Here is a 20,395-nt window from a genome sequence, read left to right as displayed (position 1 = left end):
CCGGGTCATCGGCGTGGCCTCGGGAAGACCGTGCCGTCGAACAGCTTGCGGGCGGTGCGCATGGTCGACGACGTGGCCCGCCAGGTGCCGTCGCCGTCGCGGCTGACGTGCACGTGCGACCGGGACGAGCCGGTCGGGTGCTCGATCTCGGTCTCGTCGCCGTCGAGCGGTCCGGCCAGGCCGGATCCGACGGCGCCGGGGATGCGCAGCGCCGCGGCGACGGATGCCGCCATCAGCACGCCGATCGCCGTGTGCACGCGCGCCGGGATGAAGGCCCTGGTCGAGATCGCGCCGCCGTGGCGCGCCGGCGAGAGGAGGATCATCTTCGGCACGGTCTGCGGCGCGACGTCTCCGAGGCCCATCAGCGGGCCCGCGGCCAGCCGGATGCGATCGATGCGCGCGGCGAGCTCGGCGTCGCCCTCCAGCGCGGCGGGCGGCTCGCTGCCGTCGACGCCGAACTCGTCGGCGCGCAGCAGTGCCACCGGCATCCCGTTGTCGATGAGCGTCACGGTGTGGCCGTCAATCTCGTCCGTCGCGCTGCCGGTCGGAAGCAGGGGCTTCTCGGGTCCGCCGCCGACCTCCAGCTCGATGGCCGATGCCGTGCCCGGCACGCCGTCGATCGCGGCGTCGCCGTCGTAGTCGGGGCGGCCGTCGGCCGTCGCGAAGACGGCGGTCGCGGTGTCACCCGTGTTGAGCAGCCGGATGCGGACCGTCGTGCGTTCGCCCGTCGCCGGGACGAGGCCCCGCTCGACGGCGAACGGGCCGATGCCCGCCAGCAGGTTGCCGCAGGTCTGGGCGTCCGCGACGGTCGCCGCGTCGACCCCCACCTGGAGGAAGAGATAGTCGACGTCGATGCCGTCCGCGGTCGACGGCGACACGATCGCGACCTTGCTGGTGAGCGGGTGCGCGCCGCCGATGCCGTCGATCTGGCGCGGATCGGGCGAGCCCATGATCCGCAGCAGCAGGTCGTCGCGCTCGGCCGGGTCGTCCGGCAGATCCGCCGCGAGGAAGTAGGCGCCCTTGGAGGTGCCCCCGCGCATCAGCATGCACCGGATGCCGTCGCGCGCGGCCGCAGCCGGGTCAGGCGCCGCCATCGCCCCGCGCCCCGCCCCGCGCGTCGTACTGCGCCTGCGTCAGGTACTCCACGCCGAGCTCGGAGAGCAGCGGGCGCAGGCCTTTGCGGTCGAGGCTGAGCTGCGCGCCCGACGCGTAGGCCGCGCGGTCGGCCTCCTCCTTCGCCACGCGCGCATCGGCCGCGCGCAGCACGTCGGCCGCGCGCTCGCGGGGGACCACCACCACGCCGTCGTCGTCGGCCACCACGACGTCGCCCGGCCGCACCGTCGCCCCGGCGACGACGATCGGCACGTTCACCGAGCCCGGCGTCGCCTTCACCGTGCCTTGCGCGTGCACGGCGCCCGACCAGACCGGGAATCCCATCTCCCGCAGGTCCGCGATGTCGCGCACGCCCGTCGTGGTGACGAGGCCGCGCACGCCGCGGGCGGTGAGCGCCGTGGCGAACAGGTCGCCGAAGGCTCCGTCGCTGGACGGCGACGTCGTCGCCACGACGAGGAGGTCGCCCTCGCGGCACTGCTCGATCGCGGCGTGGATCATCAGGTTGTCGCCGGGGTGGCTGAGCACCGTCACCGCGGTGCCGGCGACGCGAACGCCGTCCTGGATCGGACGGATGCCGGGACCGACGAGCCCGGACCTGCCCATCGCCTCGTGCACGGTCGCGACGCCGTGGACTCCGAGCGCGGCGGCGGTCGCGGCATCCGCTCTGGCGATGTCGGTGACGACGACGGGCTTCATCGCGACGCGTCCTTGATCACGAGAGGACGCCGGTCACCTGCGGGAAGTAACGCATGTACGCCTCGCCCATCGTCTCGTGGGGGAGCCCGAGGTTGGGGCCGGCGTTGCGCTTGAGCTGCACGCCGCGTCGCACCGCGAGGTCGGTGTAGTACGACCACATGTGCTTCTGCGCGGGGAGGCACTCCATCGCCGCGCGCTTGCGCGGGAACGCCTCGGAGATGTCGAGGAGCACGTTGGGCGTGAAGTCGCACTGCTCGGGCTGATGCGGCTCGAAGAAGAACACCGGCGGGGCGCCGATGATGTCGTCCTTGCCGGGGTACCCGCCGTCGGAGTTCGCGACGCCGATGGCCTGGGCGAGCACGCGGGCCTCGAGCGCCATGCGCGCCGCGGCCGGGTGGTCGCCGTTGTACGGGTCGTGCAGGGTGTGCGTCAGCACGACCGTGGGCTGCACGCGCCGGTAGAGGTCGACGAGGCGTGAGACGGCCTCGCGCGACTCGACGAGCGGGTAGTCGCCGAGGTCGAGGAACTCGATCTCGGCACCGAGAGCGGATGCCGCGGCCTCGGCCTCGTCGCGGCGGACGGCCTTGATCTCCTCGAGCGACCTGCCTTCGAGCCACTGGCTGGCGGACTCGCCGCGCTCGCCGTAGGACAGGCAGGCCACCACGGCGCGGTCGCCGCGGAGGGCCGCGGCGGCGATCGCGCCGCCCGCTCGCCAGACGAAGTCCCCGGCGTGGGCGCTGACGACGAGGAGCGTGTCGGCGGTGACTGTCATGGGGCCAGCGAATCACACCCATGGCGAAATGGTCAACAAATTGTCTACAATCGTGGCGACCATATACCTCTGGACGTAGGTATAGCCGACACGTAGCATCGCGCTCAGGTCACCCCGCACGAACCACTGGACGAGGAAGTCGAGACAGGCATGGCGAGCAATCTGCAGGAGCTGCTGGACGAGAAGGGGAACGTCGTCGAGATGCTGCGCAACTCGCAGCTCGGCACGTACATCTACCCGGTGGTCCCGGCCGAGTTCACGAACTGGCGCCGCGAGCAGAAGGCGTGGCGCGAGACGGCCGTGCTCTACGACCAGACGCATCACATGGTGAACTTCTTCATGACCGGGCCGGACGCGCTGAAGCTGCTGTCGGACACCGGGATCAACTCGTTCGCGAAGTTCCCCGTGAACACCGCGAAGCAGTTCGTGCCGACGTCGTCGACCGGCGGGGTCATCGGCGACGGCATCCTCTTCCATCTCGCCGAGGACGAGTACGTCTACGTCGGCCGGGCGCCCGGCGCGAACTGGCTGCAGTTCCACGCCGAGACCGGCGGCTACGACATCGAGACGCGCTACGACGACCGCTCGCCGTCGCGCCCCTACGGCCAGGCGGTCACCCGCGAGTTCTACCGCTTCCAGATCCAGGGCCCGAACGCGTGGCCGATCATCGAGAAGCTCGCCGGCCGCGAGGTGGAGCAGGTGCGGTTCTTCCACATGGGCGAGCTCGAGATCGCCGGGGAGCACGTGCGCACGCTCCGGCACGGCATGGCCGGCGCCCCGGGCCTGGAGATCTGGGGGCCGTACGAGCAGCACGGCCGGATCCGCGACGCCGTGCTGGAGGCGGGCCGCGAGTTCGGGATCGAGCCGTGCGGGTCGCGCGCGTACTCGTCGAACACCCTCGAGTCGGGGTGGATCCCGTCGCCGCTGCCCGCGATCTACACCGGCGGCGACATCGAGCGCCGCTACCGCGAGTGGCTGCCCGCGAACAGCTACGAGGCGATCAACGCGCTCGCCGGCTCGTTCGTGTCGGACGACATCGAGGACTACTACCTCAACCCGTGGGACCTCGGCTACGGCTCGTTCGTGAAGTTCGACCACGACTTCATCGGCCGCGACGCGCTCGAGCAGGTGGACCCCGAGGCGCAGCGCAAGAAGGTCACGCTCGCGTGGAACGACGAGGACCTCGGCCGCATCCTCACCAGCGTGCTCGACCGCGAGGGGCCGGGATACCAGTTCTTCGACCTGCCCAACGCGAACTACGGCTCGTCGAACTACGACGCCGTGATCGACGCGGACGGGAGCACCGTGGGCCTGTCGCTGTTCACCGGCGTGACGGCGAACGAGAGGCGCGGCCTGTCGCTGGCCACGGTCGACCGCGACGTGCCGATCGGCGCCGAGGTGCGGGTGGTGTGGGGCGAGCCGGACGGCGGCTCGGGCAAGACCACCGTCGAGCCGCACGAGCAGATCGAGGTCCGCGCGGTCGTCAGTCCCGTGCCGTACGCGGTGACGGCCCGGCAGGAGTACCACGGCGGCTGGCGCACGACGGGCGTCGCCTGACGCTGCCCGGTCCCGGCGACCGGCGGGTGCGGCATCCGTCGTCACCCGGCAGGGAGGAGTGAGGTGGCACGCGCCTCGGACGGCGAGTCCGTCCTGCACAAGCACCTGCGGGTGCTGCAGGCGTTCGACCTGCTGCGCCCGTGCCTCACGCTCACCGAGATCGTCGAGGAGACCGGGCTGGCCGCATCGACCGCCCATCGCCTGGTCGCCGAGCTGGAGCGGGAGGAGCTGCTGGAGCGGATGCCGGACCGGTCGTACCGGCTCGGCATCCGGCTGTGGGAGTTCGCCGCCCGCACGCCCGGGGCCGTCGGCCTGCGCGAGCTCGCGCGTCCGTGGCTCGAAGCGGTCCATGCGCGGGTGCGTCAGCACGCGCAGCTCGGTGTGCGCAGCGGCCGGGACGTGCTGTTCCTCGAGCGGCTCTCGACGCGCGAGGCGGTGGTGAACGCGACGATCATCGGCGGACGCGTGCCGCTTCCGGTCAGCTCGAGCGGGCTCGTGCTGCTCGCACACGCCGGGCCCGGCGTCGTGGACGACGTGATCGCCGCCGGATGGCCGGCGTTCACGCCGGCGACGATCCGCGGCGGCGACGAGCTGCGCGCCGTCCTGCGGCGGGTGCGCGCCGACGGCTTCGCGCTCACCGACGGGCATGTCCACCCAGGAACGCGCGGTCTCGCCGTGCCGATCGCGGACGCGCGGACCGGCGCGCTGCACGCCGCGCTCGGCGTCGTCGTGCCGAGCGACGGCACGTCGCCCCAGCCGCTCGTCGAGCTGCTGACGGTGGCGGCCGCGGGGATCGCCCGCACCCTCGACGAGGCGGGCGCGGCCGACGGCGGCCAGGGCATCCGCACGTGGGCGAGCACCTCGCGCAGGTCGCTGGACTACTTCTCGTCGCTCGGGAAGCGATCCGCCGGCTCACCGCCCGCACAACGGGCCGGCTGACCGCGCACATCCGAAGGCCCCGGCATCGTGCAGATGCCGGGGCCCTCGGATGCCGTCACGCGACGGCGCCGCGCCTCACCCGGTCACGCACGTGAACGAGCTCGCGTCGTCGACCGAGCCGGTCCCGGAGTACTCGGGCCAGGCCGGGTACTCGCACATCGGACGGGTGCGGTCTGCGCCGGCGGTGCCGTCGCCCGCCACGAGGTCCGACGGGGCGACGCCGTTCTCGACCCAGTCCACGATCGCACCGAGCCCGTCGTACTGCGCGACGAACCGGCCCTGGCCGTGACCCCAGCCGGGCACCATGTAGAACTTCGCGAACGAGTCCAGGCGCTTGCCGAACTCGTCCTGCAGCGACTCCCAGTACTGCACGGTGTTGTGCGGCGTGATGAAGTCGTCGATCGTGCCGTGGGTCAGGATGACCTTCCCGCCGTGCGCGCGGAATCGGTTGAGCGAGACATCCGTCACATCCATGATCTCGCCGACCTCCTGCACGCGATCCGCGTAGTCGAGCGGATCGACGGTGTACGGGTCGAAGCCGGGAGGGTCGCCCGCCACGCCGTAGCGCATGGTCGCCGCGAAGACCTGGAACTGCAGCCCCTGCGCCAGCGGCCCGCTCCCGAAGCCGGCGAAGCCCTGGTAGAGGGCTCCCTCGAACAGCGCGCTCCGGGCGAAGATCGAGTTGCCCTCGATGTCGATGCCCAGGTCGTAGTCGGTCGTGATCTTCAGCGCCGCGTCGATCTCGACCTCCGACAGGCACGTGTCGACCGTCGCCGGGTCCGTGCCCGCGGGGCATGCGAGCGTCTGGACGTCGAACGCCTCGCCGCATCCCTGCACGTCGCTGACGATCCCGTCGACGGCCCCGTCGAGACCGTCGCACGCGGCGTACACCGCGCCGGTGATGGTGGCCGTCTCGGCGGCGTTGAGGTGGCCGGCGCCGCCCTCCAGCAGGAGCGCGTCGCGGAAGTTCACCGCGCCGACGTGCATCATCGTGACGTTGTAGGCGGGGTAGTTGGCCACGATGCCGTCGTAGTCCTTCGGATACCGCGCCGCGGCGTCGAGTGCCTCGTGCCCGCCCTGGGACCCGCCGATGAAGTACGACCACGTGGCGTCGACGCCGTAGGCGGCGTCGATGACGGCCGCCGCCGCGTCGTGCGCCTTCTTCACCGACCACTGCCCGTAGTTGAGGAACAGCTCCTCGTCGAGCTGGAACGTGCCGTCGAATCCGGGAGCGCCCTGATGCCCGCCGTCGGAGCCGAGCGTGACCCAGCCCTGGGTGAGGGCGGTGGGGGTGCCGGCCGGCTGGGCCGTGTAGTTCCCGGTCGCCGTCACGAGCGAGCCGTCGAAGCCGCCGCCGCCGAACTGCAGCGTGCGTCCGTTCCACGCAGCGGGGAGGTTGACCTGGAACTGCATGTCCTGCGGAGCCGAGACGGCGCGGATCCAGCCGGTCACGGCGCAGTAGCTGCCCGTGGCGTCCCAGGTCGCGGTCTCGACGACGGCGCCCCGCGTGGGCAGGTCGATCGCCTTCTCGGCGATCTCCAGCCCGACGAGCGAGGTGCACGTCGCAGGGGTGAGCACCGGTGGTGAGGCGTGGGGGCCGCCGGGGGCAGCGGCTGCCGGGGCGACCCCGGCCGTGAGGGCGAGGACTGCGGCGATGCCCACCGACACCGCCGTCAGCCGCCTGGACGTTGACTTCATCGACGCTCCTTCGCGTGGTGATGCGCTGCCGTCGTGGGGTCGGCGGCGTGCGTGTGCCGCGACCATGTCAGCTCGCCGCGCGCCCCACAACACGACTTCCGTCCAATGCGCTGTGCCGTTGTGCCGGCGGGGCATGCCGGGTATGGTTCCCGGCGCGCAGGTGGCGGGGCTCAGCCGGCGTCGCGCTCGGCGACGAGACGCTCGAACCACGCGAGGGTCGCCCGGGTCATGTCGGCGGGCTGCCCCGACGACTCCAGCGCCGCCAGCGCCGCCCGCACCTCGTGCTCGCGGCGCACCGCGTGCTGGGAGCTGCCCTCGACGAGCCGGTCCACGAGCGCGGCCCCGTCGGGCCCGAGCTCCGCGGCCATCTGCGTCCGCATCCAGTCCTCGGCGCCGGCCGCCCGCGCTGCGCCGAGGCCCTCCAGCACGAGGGCGGCGAGCCCCTTCATGAACAGGCTCCGCAGCAGTCGCAGCCGGGCGGCCTCGCCCACGGCGCCGTCGACGACCTCGACCGGCACCTCGAACGGCGCCATCCGTGCCGCGAACTCGCGCGCACCCGGGCCGCTGGCCAGCAGGGGGGTGCGATGACCGGCGCGCACGACGGGTGCGAGAACCGCGACATCCGCCATCTCCACTCCTCGCTCGGCGGCCAGCCGGCCGATCTGCTGCTTCAGCTCGGGGGCGGCGGTGTTGAGGTCGGCGTACACGGAGCCCGCCGCGACGTGCGGGAGGGCGTCACGGGCGACGGATGCCGCGGCATGGCCGGTCACGAGACTCAGCGCCACGTCGGCCCCGGCCAGAGCGTCGGCGAGCGTGGCGGACTGAGGGACCTCGGGGTCGCCGAGGTCGTGCGCCGGATCGAACCCGCGGACCTCCGCGCCCGCCCGGGCGAGGCCGCGCGCGTAGCGGCGGCCGGCCTCGCCGAGCCCCAGGACCGCGATCCTCGTCATGGCCGAACCCTAGAGCACGGCCGCGCGGTCGGCGCCGGCGGGCGGGATCCCGTCGTGCGGGTCGGCGTCGAGGCTCTCGAGGTACTCCAGCGACCGGCGGGACCCGCTCACCAGCGAGCGGATGCCGTGCGTGCGCTCGTCGACGTCGGGCCGGTACGCGATGGCGAGGTCGTGCGCGATGCCGGCGGCGGCGCGGCGCAGCAGCTCGACGTACGGGTGGGGCGAGACCTTGTCGTTGGGGACGACGACGCCGATCGCGGCGTACACCGTCCCGCCGGGGCCGATCACAGGCACCGCGATGCCGCGCGATTCGGGGTGGATGTGCCCCTCGGTCATCGCGTACCCGTTCTCGCGCACCGTCCTCAGCTGCGCCTGCAGGTCGGCCCCGGTCCGGATCGTCCGCTCGGTATAGGCGCGCAGCCCGCCCGCGATCACGTCGGCGACGACCGACGCGTCGGCGTGCGCGAGCAGCACCAGGCCGGTCGACGACGCGTGCAACGGGATGCGGCCGCCGATGAGCGTGGCGTTGACCACGGCGTCGCGCGTGGACATGCGGTCGATGAAGAGCACGTCCCGCCCGCTCAGCACGCCCAGCTGCGTGTGCTGCCGCACGCGCTCGTGGACGGCGCCGAGCCACGGGCGCGCGATCTCGCGCAGCCCGACCGCCCCCGGCGTGCGGCTGGCGAACTCCCACAGCCGCACGCCGAGGCGGTAGGTCCGGTCCGGAAGCCGCTCGAGCAGCCCCTCGTGCTCCAGCTCGGCGATGAGGCGGTGGGCGCTGGACCGGGGGATCCCGGCGGCGTCGGCGATCTCGCTGAGCGTGAGGAACGGATGCCACGCGTCGAAGCTCTCGAGCACGCGCAGGTGGCGGTGCAGCACCGACTCGCCGGCCGATCCTCGTGCCACGGCATCCTCCTCGACGACGTCGCCATGCTAACCCCGCGCCGCGCGCGCTCTTCCGTTGAACGGAAACGAGACAGGCGCGGCGCCGGGTCAGCGAACCCCCTCTGCCGGTCTCGTCAGGCGTTCTGGCGGTACACCGTGCGGGCGTAGTCGTGGTACGGAGCGGGGGCGACGGTCGCGCGGATCCGCACCTGGCGGTGGTCGGCGTCCACCGAGTCCTTGCGCGAGATCGGGTCCTCGCCCCAGACGACCTCGACCTCGTCGCCGTCGCGGAGGCCGACGTCCAGCGTGGCCAGCGACATGTAGAGCTGGTCGTACGCCACGTATCCGGCATCCGTCGAGATCCCCACGCGCTGCCCGTCCTTCAGGATCTCGTCCATCTGGTACAGCCCGTAGCGGGCCTTGGGGAAGTCCAGGTACTTCGCGGGCGTGCCGGGCTCGACCTGCGAGCGGACGACCGCGGCGACGTCGTCGGCGTTCCAGATCAGCGTGACCTTGCGGCGCCGCTGGTCCTCGGCGTGCTTTTCGAGCGCCTCGCGGCCGTGGAAGTCATGGTCGAAGCGCACCGAGCGCCCGAGGCCGATGTCGAACGGCGTCATGTAGAAGTCGTGGACGTCGGTCGAGTACAGCGAGCCGGCGACCGAGCCGATGCGTGCAGCGGGGAGCCACGCGCGGTACTCGGCGAAGTCGTCGTCGAAGACGGCGGGGAACGGCGTCGGCACCCATCCCGACTCGAGCGGCGACGACGAGTACGCCTTCGCGCCGACGCGGCGGATGCCGTGCTCGGCGCCGGCCTCCATGAGGGCGTTCAGGACGATCTCGTTGTCCTCCCATGGGCCGTAGAACTCGAAGCCGGGCTGCCCCGCCATCCCGTGGCGGAGCGCCTTGACCGGCCGCCCGGCGATCTCGACGTCGCCGATGTGGAAGAACTTGATGTCCGGCGCCGGTCCGCCGAACACCTTCTCCATGACGAGATCGGCCGCCGGGCCCTGCAGCTCGTAGCGGTAGAAGGTGGGCGGCCCCTGGCGCATGTGCGAGTTGGCCTCGAGCCGGTAGCGCACGTCCTTGCCGGCCGCCTGTGCCTTCTCGACGTTGAACCGCACCCAGTCGATGAGGATGTGGTGGCCGATGAGCACGAGCCCCTCGGGGCCGTCGGCGTTGTAGAACAGGATCCCGTCGCCGATGAGGTAGCCGTCCTTGTTGACGGAGATGAGCTGTTTCGCGACCCCCGGGCGGAACGTCGCGAACGTGTTCGGCGAGATCGAGCTGAGGAGCGGGATGAGGTCCTCGCCGTCGAGGAACAGCTGCGTCATGTGGTGCGACTGGTCCATCAGCGCCACCGTGGTGTTCCAGGCCCGCTGCTCATCGCGCCAGTTGGTGAACTCCGGCGCCACCGGGAAGGTGAACGCCGGCCAGTTCTGGTTGCGCAGCAGCTCCACGGGGCTCCCCGCGCGATCGATCGCCTGCGCGAGTGTCTCGGTCATCATCGACCCTCTTTCTGGTTGTGGTCAGCTGCGGTCAGCGTAGGAGCGGCCCCTCCGCGCTTCCCGGCGCCGTTCCGTTCAACGGAATCGGATGCCACGACCCCCGATGCCGCGCGCCACGATCGAACCGCAGGGTCACGGTTGTGAATCTTCACACCAAAATCGTTGACAATCTTTCCGGGGATCCGTAGTTTTCCCAGCAGGGGAGGACTCGAGTCCCCTTGATCGACCACGACGCGACGACGCGAAAGGTGGGGCCATGGGCGCTCGGCTCGAAGTCCGCGACGTCAGCCTTCACTTCGGCGGCGTCAGCGTGCTCGAGGACGTCACGTTCACCGTCGAGCCCGGACAGATCTTCGGACTGGTCGGGCCCAACGGGGCCGGCAAGACCTCGCTGTTCAACTGCGTCAGCGGTCACTACCGGCCGAGCTCCGGCTCGATCACGGTCGATGGCGCGGAGGTGCTGGGCTCGTCCCCGGCCACGCTCGCGCGGCGGGGATTGGCGCGCACGTTCCAGCATCCGGCGCTCCAGCTGCGCGAGACCGTGCTGGAGAACGTCCTGCTCGGCGCGCACACGCGCCTCCCCGGCGGTCCGGTGGAGTGGTCGCTGCGCATCCCGCGCACCGTGCGCGCCGAGCGGGCGCTGCGCGAGGAGGCCCTCGCCCTCCTCGAGCGAAACGGCCTGGGGTGGGCGGCGAAGATGCGCGCCGACGAACTCTCGCACGGCCTGCACAAGGGCATCGAGCTGTGCCGGGCGCTGCTGACGAAGCCCGGGCTCCTGCTGCTGGACGAGCCGGCCGCGGGCCTGCCGCACTCCGAGGTCGAACAGCTCATCGAGACCGTGCGCCGCGTGCGAGACGACGACATCACGGTGATCATCGTCGAGCACAACATGGGTCTCATCTCGGCCCTCACCGACCGGGTGGTCGTGCTCGACCACGGCCGCAAGCTGATGGAGGGTTCGGCGGCGCAGGCCCAGTCCGACCCGCGCGTCATCGAGGCCTACATCGGGAAGGACGCGGTCGATGACGCTGCTTGAGCTCGCCGACGTCCGCGCCTTCTACGGCCGCGTGCAGGTGCTCGAGGGCGTGTCGCTCACGGTGCCGGACGGCGGCGCCGTCGGCATCCTCGGCGCGAACGGCGCCGGCAAGACCACCACGCTGCGGGCGATCTCTGGCACCGTGCGCTCCGCCGGCACGATCCGCTTCGACGGGAAGGACCTCCACGGGCTCCGCCCCGATCAGGTCGCGGCGCTCGGGATCGCGCACGTCCCGGAGGGGCGCGGCACCCTCGCCGACCTGACCGTGCGCGAGAACCTCAGGGTCGGCGCCTACAAGCGCAAGGACCGCAAGGGCATCGCGTCGGACATGGACTACTGCCTCGACCTGTTCCCGCAGCTGCAGGACAGGATCCGCTCGAACGGCTCCGCGCTCTCCGGCGGCGAGCAGCAGATGCTCGCGATCGCCCGCGCCATCATGTCCAAGCCGCGCCTGCTGCTGCTGGACGAGGCATCCCTCGGGCTCGCCCCCAGCACCGCCAAGGCCGTGTACCAGGCGATCGGGCGTCTGCGCAGCGAGTCCGGCATCGCGATGCTGGTGGTCGAGCAGAACGCCAACCTCGCCTTCACCCTCGTCGACAGCGCCACCGTGCTCGAGACGGGGCGCAACGTCCTCACCGGCTCGTCGGCGGAGCTGCGGGGTATGGACGAGATCCGCCGCGCGTACCTGGGAGGCTGACGTGGGCACCTTCATCCAGCTCGTCATCGACGGCCTCTCCACCGGGTCGATCTACGCCGCGCTCGCCCTCGCCATCGTGCTCGTCAACCAGGCGACCGGGCTCATCAACTTCGCGCAGGGCGGCATGGCCGTGCTGTCGGCCTACATCGCGTGGGCGCTGAACGGCTTCGGCATCCCGCTCCTGCTCGCCATCCTCGGCGCCGTGGTCATCTCGTTCTTCCTCGGGGCGGTCATCGAGCGCTACCTCATCCGCCGGTTCGAGCGCGGCGACCCCGATACCGCCGTCGTCGTCACGATCGGCCTGCTCACCCTCATCACCGGGTTCTGCGCCTGGATCTGGACGTACAACAACCGGCTGTTCCCGTCGCTGTTCCCGCTGGAGACCATCCAGGTCGCGGGGGCGGTGGTCAGCGTCCGCTCCCTCGGCACCTTCATCGTGATCGTCGCGATCATGCTGCTGCTGCAGGCGCTGTTCCTCGGCACGAAGCTCGGCCTCGCGCTCCGGGCGGTCGCCATCAACCCGGCATCCGCCGCGTTCTCCGGCGTCAACGTCGGCCGCAACCTCATGATCGGCTGGGGCCTGGCTGCCGTCCTCGGCGCGGTCGCGGGCGTGCTCGTGGCACCGCAGCTCACCCTGACGCCCGGGATGATGGACTCCGCCCTCGTCTACGCCCTCGCGGCGTGCATCCTCGGCGGCCTGTCGAGCCCCATCGGCGTCGTGGCGGCCGCGTGGCTCATCGGCGTGCTGGAGAACCTCGCCGCCGTCTACGTGCCGTTCATCGGCCACGACCTCAAGATCGCGGTGCCCTTCATCCTCATCTTCGTCGTGCTCATCGTGCGGCCACAGGGCCTGTTCGGTCGGAAAGCGGTGGTGCGCGTCTGATGGCTGCGAACACGGACCCCACGAACCGGACCCCGGTGCTCGGCCGCCCGTGGGTGCGCTGGGCGGTCACCGGCGCCGTCGTCGTGCTGCTGATCGTGCTGCCGCTGATCCTCCCGGAGTTCGCCAACCAGACGATCGCCCGCATCGGCGTCTTCGCGGTCGCCGTGCTCGGGCTCAACGTCGTGATGGGGTACACCGGCCAGGTCTCGCTCGGCCAGATCTTCTTCGTCGGCGTCGGCGCGTACGTGACCGCGTACGGCGTGAACGCCGACTGGAACATCGCGCTGATCTTCGTGCTGGCCTGCCTCGTGCCGGCCGTCATCGGCCTGCTCATCGCCCTGGCGGCGGCACGGCTCGGCGGACTGGCCATCGCCATGGTGACCATCGCCCTGCCGATCGTCGGCGTGCCGCTGGCCAAGCGCCTGTCGGACTTCACCGGCGGATCGCAGGGCACCTCGGCGCGCTTCTCCAGCGCGCCGGAGTGGACCGGCCTGTACGACGACCAGTGGCAGCTGTACATCGTGTTCCTGATCGGCGGGATCACCTTCCTGCTCACCAGCAACCTCGTCCGCGGCAAGTACGGCCGCGCGTTCGCGATCGTGAAGGGGAACGAAGCCGTCGCCGGGTCGCTGGGCGTCTCGCCGTACCGCTACAAGGTGCTCGCGTTCACGATCGCCTCGCTCATCGGCGGCGTGAGCGGCTTCCTGTACATGGTCGTGATCCAGTACACCTCGCCCGAGACGCTGCACTTCGGGCATTCGATCGAGCTGCTCGCGGCGATGGTGATCGGCGGTGCCGGCAGCATCATCGGCTCGCTTCTCGGCGGGGTCTGGTACGTCATCGTGCCGTACATCACCGGGATCATCGACCCGAACATCACCGCTCTGCTGCAGGGCGCGATCCTCCTGATCGTGCTGTTCATCCTGCCCGGCGGCCTGGTGTCGCTGCCGCGACTGTGGCGGCGACGCGGGCGCCGCGCCGACAGCGGCCCGGGACCGGCCGGCGGTGCGATGCAGGCGGATGCCGCGGCATCCGTCACCGGCGCTCCCACCGTGGGGGACGCCTTGGGCGCTCCCTCGACCGGCACCGCACCGACGCAATCACCACCACCCCCTACGACGAAGTCGTAATCACAGAGAGGCAGATCCATGAGCACGAATCGCAGAAGGATGCGCGTCGCCTCGGTCGTCGCGGGGATCGGCATCGTCGCCGTCCTCGCCGCCGGCTGCGCGCGCGGCGGAGACTCGCCGGACAGCACCGACGACGGCGGCGCCGCCGAGGCGAGTCCCGGCATCACCGACGACTCGATCACCCTCGGCATCACCACGCCGCTGTCGGGGCCCACCGCGGGACCGGGCACCTGCACCGTCGCCGGCGTCACCGCGTACTTCGGCGCCAGGAACGCCGAGGGCGGCGTGGAGTTCGGCGACGGCAACACCCGCACCGTCGAGATCGAGGCGCTGGACGACGAGTACGACCCGCAGAAGGCCAAGGCCAACTACGACCAGCTCAAGAGCAGCGTCTTCGCGATGACCGCCGGCCTCGGCACGCCCACCAACCGGGCGTGGCTCGACGCGGCGATCGCCGACGAGGTGCCGCAGGTGCTGATCATGACGGGCGACCCGATCTTCAGCAACCAGGAGGAGAGCCCCTGGCAGCTCGGGTTCGTGCCGATCTACCAGAACGAGGGCGAGGCGTTCGGCGAGCTGCTGGCCGGGTCCGCCGAAGACCACAAGGTCGCGATCCTCTCGCAGAACGACGACTACGGCGAGGGCTACGTCGAGGGCTTCAAGACGGCCATCGAGGGCGCCGACAACATCGAGATCGTGAAGGAGCTCACCTACGAGGCCACCGACACCTCGGTCGACGCGCAGCTGACCGAGCTGGCAGGGTCCGGTGCCGACGTGTTCTTCAACGCGATGTCGATCACCCCGCTGGTGATCTCGTCGCTGCAGAAGTCGCAGGAGCTCGGCTGGCTCCCGTCGTGGTTCCTCCCGTCGAACACGTCGAGCCCGACCGCCATCCTCGAACCGGGCGGCGCCACGGCGTTCCCCGGCGTCTACACGGTGGCGTTCGCCCAGTCGGCGGCGGCGCCGACGTTCGCCGAGAGCGAGGAGGGGGCGGCGTTCCTCGAGCAGCTCGCGGAGTACGCGAACTACCCGGACGTCCCGGCGTTCCCGCACTGCGTCTGGTCGTACCAGATCGGGGCGACGCTCGAGGAGGTGTTCGGCAAGATGACCGAGCCGACGCGCGAGAACTTCATGGAGGCGCTGCGTGACGTCTCGGGCTTCACGGCACCGCTCATGCTCGAGGGCTCCACGGTCGACACGACCCAGGACGGGCAGCCGGCGGTCTCGACCGTGCAGGTGCAGAAGTACAACGGCAAGGGCTACGCCCCGGCCGAGAGCTGGGACGAGTGACCTGAGGTCACGAGGACGGGCGGCCGGAGGCATCCGGCCGCCCTTTCTCTGCGTGCCGGCGTTGCCGCATCGGCTGAACCGGGAGACGGATGCCGCGCCCCGGCCGCGGATCACTCCATGCTGTGGAGCACCTCGACGATGCCCGACAGGTGCGCGCGGGTCGCGGCCTCGGCGGCGTCGGGGTCCTTGGCGAGGATCGCGTCGATGATGGCGATGTGCTCCGGGGCGGAGGTCGCGGCGCGGCCGGGGTGGAACGCGAGGCGGAACTGGTGCCGCGCGGACTGCGCGCGCAGGCGCTCGAGCAGCTGCGTGGCGGTGCCGTGGCGGCTGAGGTCGCGGATGCGGCGGTCGAGCTCCTGGTTGAGGCGCGAGTACGCCATGAGGTCGCCCGAGCCGATCGCGCGCTCGATGTCGGCGCGGAGGGCGCGCAGCTGCGCGGCGTCGGCCGCCGTCACGTTCTCGGCCGCCTTGCGCGCGCAGAGCGTCTCGAGCCCGATGCGCACCTCCACGATCTCGATGGCCTCGTCGACCGAGATCGCGCGGACGCGCGCGCCGCGGTTGGGGAGCCGCTCGACGAGGCCTTCGCCGGCGAGGTTCATCAGGGCGTTGCGCACCGATGCGCGGGAGGCGCCGTAGCGTTCGCTGAGATCGGCCTCGATGAGGCGCTGGTGGGGTGCGAACTGGGCGTCGAGGATCGCGTCGCGGATCTGCTGCGTGAGGTCGGGGCGGTCGGTCGTGTCGGTCTCGCCGAGCACCGCGGCATCCGTCATCTCGGTCTTCCCCTTTCGGCGCCGTTGTCCGTGCACTGACACTATCTCGCGATCAGGACGGGCTTGCGAAGCATTTCATACGAAATCTGCGCGAAAATCGTCGACAATCTTGATCCGTCCGGCTCCGAGGGGCAGGCTGGAAGAGACGTCGATCCGCGCAGACCCGGCGCGGGACCGCGGACGACCGGCGCGCGACGGCGTCGCGCGGCGGGAACCAACACAGAGAGGTGGACGTTCATGAGCGATACGGCGACAGGGACTTCGGTGCGGACCGGCCTGTACATCGGAGGTGAGGAGCGCTTCACCGACGACGTGCTGACGATCCCCGACCCCGGAAGGCCTGGTGCGGTCGTCGGCGAGGCGGCCGCGGCATCCGCGTCGGATGTGACGGATGCCGTCGCGGCGGCGAAGAAGGCGTTCCCGGCCTGGTCGGCGCTCAGCGCCCAGGAGCGCGCGGCGAAGATGGCCGAGGCGATCGCCGGCATCGCCGACGACCGTGACACGGACGCCGCGATCCTGTCGCAGGAGAACGGCAAGATCCGCATGGAGGGGTGGATCGACGCGCTCGTGTTCGAGATCCGCTGGAACCTCGCGCTGATGCTCGCCGACGAGGTCGACGCGTCCAAGACGCTGCCGCCCGTGCCGGGCGCCATCCCGGTGTCGACCGAGGTGGCGTATCAGCCGCTGGGCGTGGTGACGGTGATCGTCCCGTTCAACTGGCCGATCGCGATCCTGGGGGCATCCCTCCCGCACGCGCTGCTGGCCGGCAACACCGCGATCGTGAAGCCGCCGCCCTCGGCGCCGCTCGCGACGACCCGGGTGGTGCAGCGGGTGGCCGAGAAGCTGCCGCCCGGCGTGCTCAACATCGTGACCGGTCGCGACCAGGACATGGCCGGGCTCATCCAGAACCCCGACATCGCCAAGGTCTGCTTCACCGGCAGCGTCAACGGCGGCAAGCGGATCATGGAGATGGCGTCCAAGACCCTGACGCGCGTGACGCTGGAGCTCGGCGGCAACGACGCGGCGGTGTTCCTCGAGGACGCGATCCTCGACGACGCGCACCTCGACCGGCTGTACGCCGCGATCTACGACACCACCGGCCAGATCTGCATGAACGCCAAGCGCGTGTTCGTGCACCGCTCGCGGATGGACGAGCTCGTCGCGGGGCTCACGTCCCGCCTCGAGCAGGCCAAGCTCGGGCACGGTCTGGAGGAGGGCACCACGATGGGCCCGCTGCACCAGCCGGCGCAGAAGGCCTTCGTGGACGAGATCATCCAGGAGGCGAAGGATGCCGGCGCCGACGTGCGCGAGTTCGGCGAGCTTCCCGGTGGTGACCTGGCAGGCGGCAACTTCGTGCGCCCGGCGATCGTGGTGGACCCCGACCCGCAGCTGCGGGTGGTGACGCAGGAGCAGTTCGGTCCCGTCATCCCGGTGATCCCGTTCGACGACGAGGCCGAGGGCGTGCGCCTCGCGAACGACACGTGGGGCGGGCTGTGCGGCTCGGTGTGGACCGGGTCGCCCGAGGCGGCGCAGCGCGTCGGGTCGCAGCTCGTGTGCGGCTACGTGTGGGTCAACGACCATGGCGCGACGCGCCTGGACCTTCGGGCGCCGTTCGGCGGCATGAAGCAGTCCGGCTTCGGGCGTGAGCAGGGCATCGAAGGCGTCCGCGCCTTCCAGGACACCCGGTCGATCGCCACGATCGACCCGGAGGCGCTCGCGTCCATGGCCCACTGACGTCGTCCGGCACCATCCCTTTTCCGGGTTTGGGGCGCACGCCGTGCGTTCGGGGCGCACGCGGTGCGCCCCGAACGTGCACGGCGCGCCCCAAACCCGGAAAGTAGGGTGATCGGGCAGGGCCTGACGAGTCGAGCAGCAGGGAAGGGAACATGAAGCTTCTTCTCACGTCTGCGGGCGTCACCAATCCGAGCATCCGCGGTGCCCTCGAAGACCTGCTCGGCAAGCCGATCAGCGAGTCCAGCGCACTGTGCATACCCACCGCCCAGTACGGCCACCCGTGGCTGGGACCCGGCGTCAAGGCCTGGGAGTTCATCAGCGGGAAGTCCGAGAATCCCATGGTGGATCTGGGCTGGAGGTCCATCGGAGTGCTGGAGCTCACGGCGCTGCCGAGCATCGATGAAGAGCGCTGGAAGCCGCTCGTCCTCGAGACCGACGTCCTGCTGGCTGCCGGTGGCGACGCGCTCTACCTCAGCCACTGGCTGCAAGAGTCGCGGCTGGCCGACATGTTCCCGTCGATGGCGGAGACTGTGTGGGTGGGCATGAGCGCCGGAAGCATGGTGATGACACCGCGGATCGGCCAGGAGTTCGTGGGCTGGAAGCCGCCGGCCGGCGACGACAGCGCGCTCGGGCTCGTCGACTTCTCGATCTGCCCGCACCTCGCGGCCGACGGTGAGCCGGGCAACTCCCTCGCCGCAGCGGAGAGATGGGCTGCCGGCATCCGTCACCCGTCGTACGCCATCGACGACCAGACGGCCCTGAGGGTGACCGATGACGGGGTGGAGGTCATCACGGAAGGTCAGTGGAGGTACTTCGCCGAGTAGACCCGCGGGCCCGAGTCCGCCGCGCCGGAGGGCCCGCTCCCTGGCCGCTGCGCTGTGGAGGAGGTAGAACAGCTTCATGGCAACCCCGCTGGTGCTGGGACCGATGCTGCGTTACGTCGATGACACATCGGCCAGCATCTGGGTGGAGACGCGCGCCGACGGTGTCGTCAGCGTCCACGCCGACGGGCGATCGTGGCAGGCCCGCACCTTCGCGGTGCACGGCCACCACTTCGCGCTCGTCGAGGTCGACGGGCTCGAGCCCGGCAGCGTCTCGCCGTACTCGGTCGAGATCGATGGGGTACGCGTGTGGCCGGAGCCCGATTCCCAGTACCCGGCGTCGGTGATCGCCACGCGGGCGCCCGGGCGACGGTCGCGGATCGCCTACGGTTCGTGCCGCACCAGCGTCCCTCACGACCGGTCCGGCAATCGGACCCATGGTGTCGACTCGCTGCGCGCCTTCGCGCTCGCGGTGGCAGACGGCCGCGAGGCCCGGCCGGACCTGCTGCTCTTCCTCGGCGACCAGGTGTACGCCGACTCGACCACGAAGGAGATGCAGGAGTTCATCCGCAGCCGCCGTGACATCCATGAGGAACCCGGCAAGGAGCTCAAGGACTTCGAGGAGTACGCCCACCTCTACCAGCTGGCGTGGTCGGACGACGCCAATCGGTGGCTGCTCTCGTCCGTGCCGAGCGCGATGATCTTCGACGACCACGACATCCGTGACGACTGGAACGCCTCGCTCGACTGGAAGAAGGACATCCAGGCCACGAGCTGGTGGCACGAACGCATCGTCGCCGGCTTGGCGTCGTACTGGGTGTACCAGCACCTCGGCAACCTGTCTCCTCGCGAGCGGGCCGCCGACGAGATGTGGCAGCAGGTCACCGGGCGCCGCGACGGCGCTTCGCCCGACCTCACTGCCGTGCTGGACGCGTTCGCCGACCGGTGCGACAAGGACCCGGACAGCTATCTCTGGAGCTACTCCCGAGACTTCGACGGAACACGCCTCATCGTCCTGGATTCACGCGCCGCGCGAGACCTCACTCCGTCGGCGCGGGGGCTGCTGGACGCTCAGGAGCTCAGGTGGTTCGACGACCATATGCGGGGCGGATTCCGCCACGTCCTCATCGCCACCTCGCTCCCGTTCCTCCTGCCGTTGGGTCTGCATCATGTCGAGGCATGGGATGAGGCCATCGCGCAGGGTGCGTGGGGTCGGCCGGCGGCGTGGGTCGGCGAACGGCTGCGGCGGGCCTTCGACCTGGAGCACTGGGGGGCGTTCCAGAACAGCTTCCAGGCGGTTGCCGGGATCGCGACGGAGCTGGCGGACGGCGACCGGGGCCCGGCGCCGCAGACGGTGACCTTCCTGTCCGGTGACGTGCACTTCTCGTATCTGGCTGAGGTCGAGCGCCAGAGCGGCAGCCGCATCGTGCAGGCCGTGTGCTCTCCCATGCGGAACCCGCTGCCCCGCTTCCTGCGGTGGTTCTCGGTCGTGATGTCGTACGGCGCCGCGACGCCGATGGGTGCCGCAGCCGCGCATTCCGCGAAGGTCCCCGACCCGCCCTTCCGCTGGAAGACGGTGAAGGGCCCGTGGTTCGACAACAACGTCGCGCTGCTGGTGGACGGACCCGACGGCCTCACCATGACCTGGCACACCGGCGTGGTCGAGGACGGAGACGAGCTTCATCCCCGTCTCGAGGAGGTGGCGTCCATCACGGTGCCCGCGGAGCGGGACGCCACGGTGTCGTCCTGACCGGCTGCCGGGTTGGTCGCGCGCATCGGAAACGCAAAGCCGCCGTTGCGGAGGATGCCGGCCGGGCGCTCGACGAGGCGTTCGCCGAGCTCCTCCGGCGTCTGAGTGAAGACGAGGTCGCCGCCGCCGTGACGACACTGCGGCGCCTGGCGTTCGAGCTCGAGGGCCC

The 20,395-nt window shown here is 71.0% G+C and carries 18 protein-coding genes; 10 read left to right on the top strand and 8 right to left on the bottom strand.

The features are described from left to right. Positions 1–5 precede the first annotated feature (5 nt). From ACFRAL_RS01070 to ACFRAL_RS01060, 3 genes are read right to left on the bottom strand one after another with little or no spacing between them, the layout of a single operon-like run. Entirely contained in the window at positions 6–1,094 is a 1,089-nt protein-coding gene (locus ACFRAL_RS01070; RefSeq protein WP_378878817.1) for a 4-oxalomesaconate tautomerase, read from the bottom strand. Further along, the gene (locus ACFRAL_RS01065) at positions 1,081–1,809 is read right to left on the bottom strand and encodes a 4-carboxy-4-hydroxy-2-oxoadipate aldolase/oxaloacetate decarboxylase (protein WP_336394246.1); all 729 of its coding nucleotides are present in this window, start codon (positions 1,807–1,809) and stop codon (positions 1,081–1,083) included. Before ACFRAL_RS01065 ends, ACFRAL_RS01070 begins: the two co-directional genes overlap by 14 nt. 16 nt (positions 1,810–1,825) lie before the next feature. Further along, complete coding sequence (locus ACFRAL_RS01060; protein ID WP_378878815.1) at positions 1,826–2,581, bottom strand: PIG-L deacetylase family protein; 756 nt, start codon at positions 2,579–2,581, stop codon at positions 1,826–1,828. Positions 2,582–2,731: 150 nt separating this feature from the next. Between ACFRAL_RS01060 and ACFRAL_RS01055 the strand changes: the two genes are divergently transcribed. After that, a complete protein-coding gene (locus tag ACFRAL_RS01055; RefSeq protein WP_378878813.1) occupies positions 2,732–4,138 on the top strand; it encodes an aminomethyl transferase family protein in 1,407 nt (468 codons plus the stop codon). 63 nt (positions 4,139–4,201) lie between these two features. Then, positions 4,202–5,077: an IclR family transcriptional regulator gene (locus ACFRAL_RS01050; RefSeq protein WP_336394249.1), complete on the top strand. Its 876-nt coding sequence runs from the start codon at positions 4,202–4,204 to the stop codon at positions 5,075–5,077. A gap of 75 nt (positions 5,078–5,152) precedes the next feature. On the opposite strand, the gene ACFRAL_RS01045 is transcribed toward ACFRAL_RS01050, so the two are convergent. From ACFRAL_RS01045 to ACFRAL_RS01030, 4 genes are all read right to left on the bottom strand, one after another. Then, the gene (locus tag ACFRAL_RS01045; RefSeq protein WP_378878811.1) at positions 5,153–6,775 is read right to left on the bottom strand and encodes a tannase/feruloyl esterase family alpha/beta hydrolase; all 1,623 of its coding nucleotides are present in this window, start codon (positions 6,773–6,775) and stop codon (positions 5,153–5,155) included. Positions 6,776–6,945: 170 nt separating this feature from the next. Then, positions 6,946–7,725, bottom strand: coding sequence for a DUF1932 domain-containing protein (locus tag ACFRAL_RS01040; protein ID WP_378878809.1), 780 nt, complete (start codon positions 7,723–7,725; stop codon positions 6,946–6,948). A 9-nt stretch (positions 7,726–7,734) separates the two neighbouring features. Next, complete coding sequence (locus ACFRAL_RS01035; RefSeq protein WP_378878807.1) at positions 7,735–8,631, bottom strand: IclR family transcriptional regulator; 897 nt, start codon at positions 8,629–8,631, stop codon at positions 7,735–7,737. Positions 8,632–8,744: 113 nt separating this feature from the next. Then, on the bottom strand, positions 8,745–10,112 hold the full coding sequence (locus ACFRAL_RS01030; RefSeq protein WP_378878805.1) for an aminomethyl transferase family protein: 1,368 nt from the start codon (positions 10,110–10,112) through the stop codon (positions 8,745–8,747). Between the two features lie 259 nt (positions 10,113–10,371). Here ACFRAL_RS01030 and ACFRAL_RS01025 point away from each other — a divergent pair, with 259 nt between their 5' ends. The 5 genes from ACFRAL_RS01025 to ACFRAL_RS01005 are packed head-to-tail and all read left to right on the top strand — an operon-like array spanning position 10,372 to position 15,151. Continuing rightward, on the top strand, positions 10,372–11,151 hold the full coding sequence (locus tag ACFRAL_RS01025) for an ABC transporter ATP-binding protein (protein WP_336394254.1): 780 nt from the start codon (positions 10,372–10,374) through the stop codon (positions 11,149–11,151). Then, positions 11,138–11,848 (top strand): ABC transporter ATP-binding protein, encoded by a 711-nt coding sequence (locus ACFRAL_RS01020; RefSeq protein WP_336394255.1) that lies wholly within the window; start codon positions 11,138–11,140, stop codon positions 11,846–11,848. The genes ACFRAL_RS01025 and ACFRAL_RS01020 overlap by 14 nt, the downstream gene beginning before the upstream one ends. Position 11,849: 1 nt before the next feature. Continuing rightward, the gene (locus ACFRAL_RS01015; protein WP_336394256.1) at positions 11,850–12,731 is read left to right on the top strand and encodes a branched-chain amino acid ABC transporter permease; all 882 of its coding nucleotides are present in this window, start codon (positions 11,850–11,852) and stop codon (positions 12,729–12,731) included. Next, a complete protein-coding gene (locus ACFRAL_RS01010) occupies positions 12,731–13,861 on the top strand; it encodes a branched-chain amino acid ABC transporter permease (RefSeq protein WP_336394257.1) in 1,131 nt (376 codons plus the stop codon). Before ACFRAL_RS01015 ends, ACFRAL_RS01010 begins: the two co-directional genes overlap by 1 nt. A gap of 18 nt (positions 13,862–13,879) precedes the next feature. Beyond that, a complete protein-coding gene (locus ACFRAL_RS01005) occupies positions 13,880–15,151 on the top strand; it encodes an ABC transporter substrate-binding protein (RefSeq protein WP_336394258.1) in 1,272 nt (423 codons plus the stop codon). Between the two features lie 110 nt (positions 15,152–15,261). On the opposite strand, the gene ACFRAL_RS01000 is transcribed toward ACFRAL_RS01005, so the two are convergent. After that, entirely contained in the window at positions 15,262–15,921 is a 660-nt protein-coding gene (locus ACFRAL_RS01000) for a GntR family transcriptional regulator (RefSeq protein ID WP_378878801.1), read from the bottom strand. Positions 15,922–16,158: 237 nt separating this feature from the next. Here ACFRAL_RS01000 and ACFRAL_RS00995 point away from each other — a divergent pair, with 237 nt between their 5' ends. From ACFRAL_RS00995 to ACFRAL_RS00985, 3 genes are all read left to right on the top strand, one after another. Further along, a complete protein-coding gene (locus tag ACFRAL_RS00995; RefSeq protein ID WP_336394260.1) occupies positions 16,159–17,655 on the top strand; it encodes an aldehyde dehydrogenase family protein in 1,497 nt (498 codons plus the stop codon). Between the two features lie 152 nt (positions 17,656–17,807). After that, positions 17,808–18,479 (top strand): Type 1 glutamine amidotransferase-like domain-containing protein, encoded by a 672-nt coding sequence (locus ACFRAL_RS00990; RefSeq protein WP_378878799.1) that lies wholly within the window; start codon positions 17,808–17,810, stop codon positions 18,477–18,479. A gap of 76 nt (positions 18,480–18,555) precedes the next feature. After that, positions 18,556–20,226, top strand: coding sequence for an alkaline phosphatase D family protein (locus tag ACFRAL_RS00985; RefSeq protein ID WP_378878797.1), 1,671 nt, complete (start codon positions 18,556–18,558; stop codon positions 20,224–20,226). Positions 20,227–20,395: the final 169 nt, after the last annotated feature.

This window comes from Microbacterium sp. NPDC056736 (assembly GCF_042790415.1).
Lineage (GTDB): Bacteria > Actinomycetota > Actinomycetes > Actinomycetales > Microbacteriaceae > Microbacterium.
This window is presented reverse-complemented; position numbering and strand designations above follow the sequence as displayed.

Coding starts and splice junctions, on each gene's coding strand:
- ACFRAL_RS00995 (WP_336394260.1), top strand. CDS start 16,159: ATGAGCGATACGGCGACAGGGACTTCGGTGCGGACCGGCCTGTACATC.
- ACFRAL_RS01020 (WP_336394255.1), top strand. CDS start 11,138: ATGACGCTGCTTGAGCTCGCCGACGTCCGCGCCTTCTACGGCCGCGTG.
- ACFRAL_RS01055 (WP_378878813.1), top strand. CDS start 2,732: ATGGCGAGCAATCTGCAGGAGCTGCTGGACGAGAAGGGGAACGTCGTC.
- ACFRAL_RS01070 (WP_378878817.1), bottom strand. CDS start 1,094: ATGGCGGCGCCTGACCCGGCTGCGGCCGCGCGCGACGGCATCCGGTGC.
- ACFRAL_RS01040 (WP_378878809.1), bottom strand. CDS start 7,725: ATGACGAGGATCGCGGTCCTGGGGCTCGGCGAGGCCGGCCGCCGCTAC.
- ACFRAL_RS01010 (WP_336394257.1), top strand. CDS start 12,731: ATGGCTGCGAACACGGACCCCACGAACCGGACCCCGGTGCTCGGCCGC.
- ACFRAL_RS00985 (WP_378878797.1), top strand. CDS start 18,556: ATGGCAACCCCGCTGGTGCTGGGACCGATGCTGCGTTACGTCGATGAC.
- ACFRAL_RS01060 (WP_378878815.1), bottom strand. CDS start 2,581: ATGACAGTCACCGCCGACACGCTCCTCGTCGTCAGCGCCCACGCCGGG.
- ACFRAL_RS00990 (WP_378878799.1), top strand. CDS start 17,808: ATGAAGCTTCTTCTCACGTCTGCGGGCGTCACCAATCCGAGCATCCGC.
- ACFRAL_RS01025 (WP_336394254.1), top strand. CDS start 10,372: ATGGGCGCTCGGCTCGAAGTCCGCGACGTCAGCCTTCACTTCGGCGGC.
- ACFRAL_RS01030 (WP_378878805.1), bottom strand. CDS start 10,112: ATGACCGAGACACTCGCGCAGGCGATCGATCGCGCGGGGAGCCCCGTG.
- ACFRAL_RS01005 (WP_336394258.1), top strand. CDS start 13,880: ATGAGCACGAATCGCAGAAGGATGCGCGTCGCCTCGGTCGTCGCGGGG.
- ACFRAL_RS01000 (WP_378878801.1), bottom strand. CDS start 15,921: ATGACGGATGCCGCGGTGCTCGGCGAGACCGACACGACCGACCGCCCC.
- ACFRAL_RS01045 (WP_378878811.1), bottom strand. CDS start 6,775: ATGAAGTCAACGTCCAGGCGGCTGACGGCGGTGTCGGTGGGCATCGCC.
- ACFRAL_RS01065 (WP_336394246.1), bottom strand. CDS start 1,809: ATGAAGCCCGTCGTCGTCACCGACATCGCCAGAGCGGATGCCGCGACC.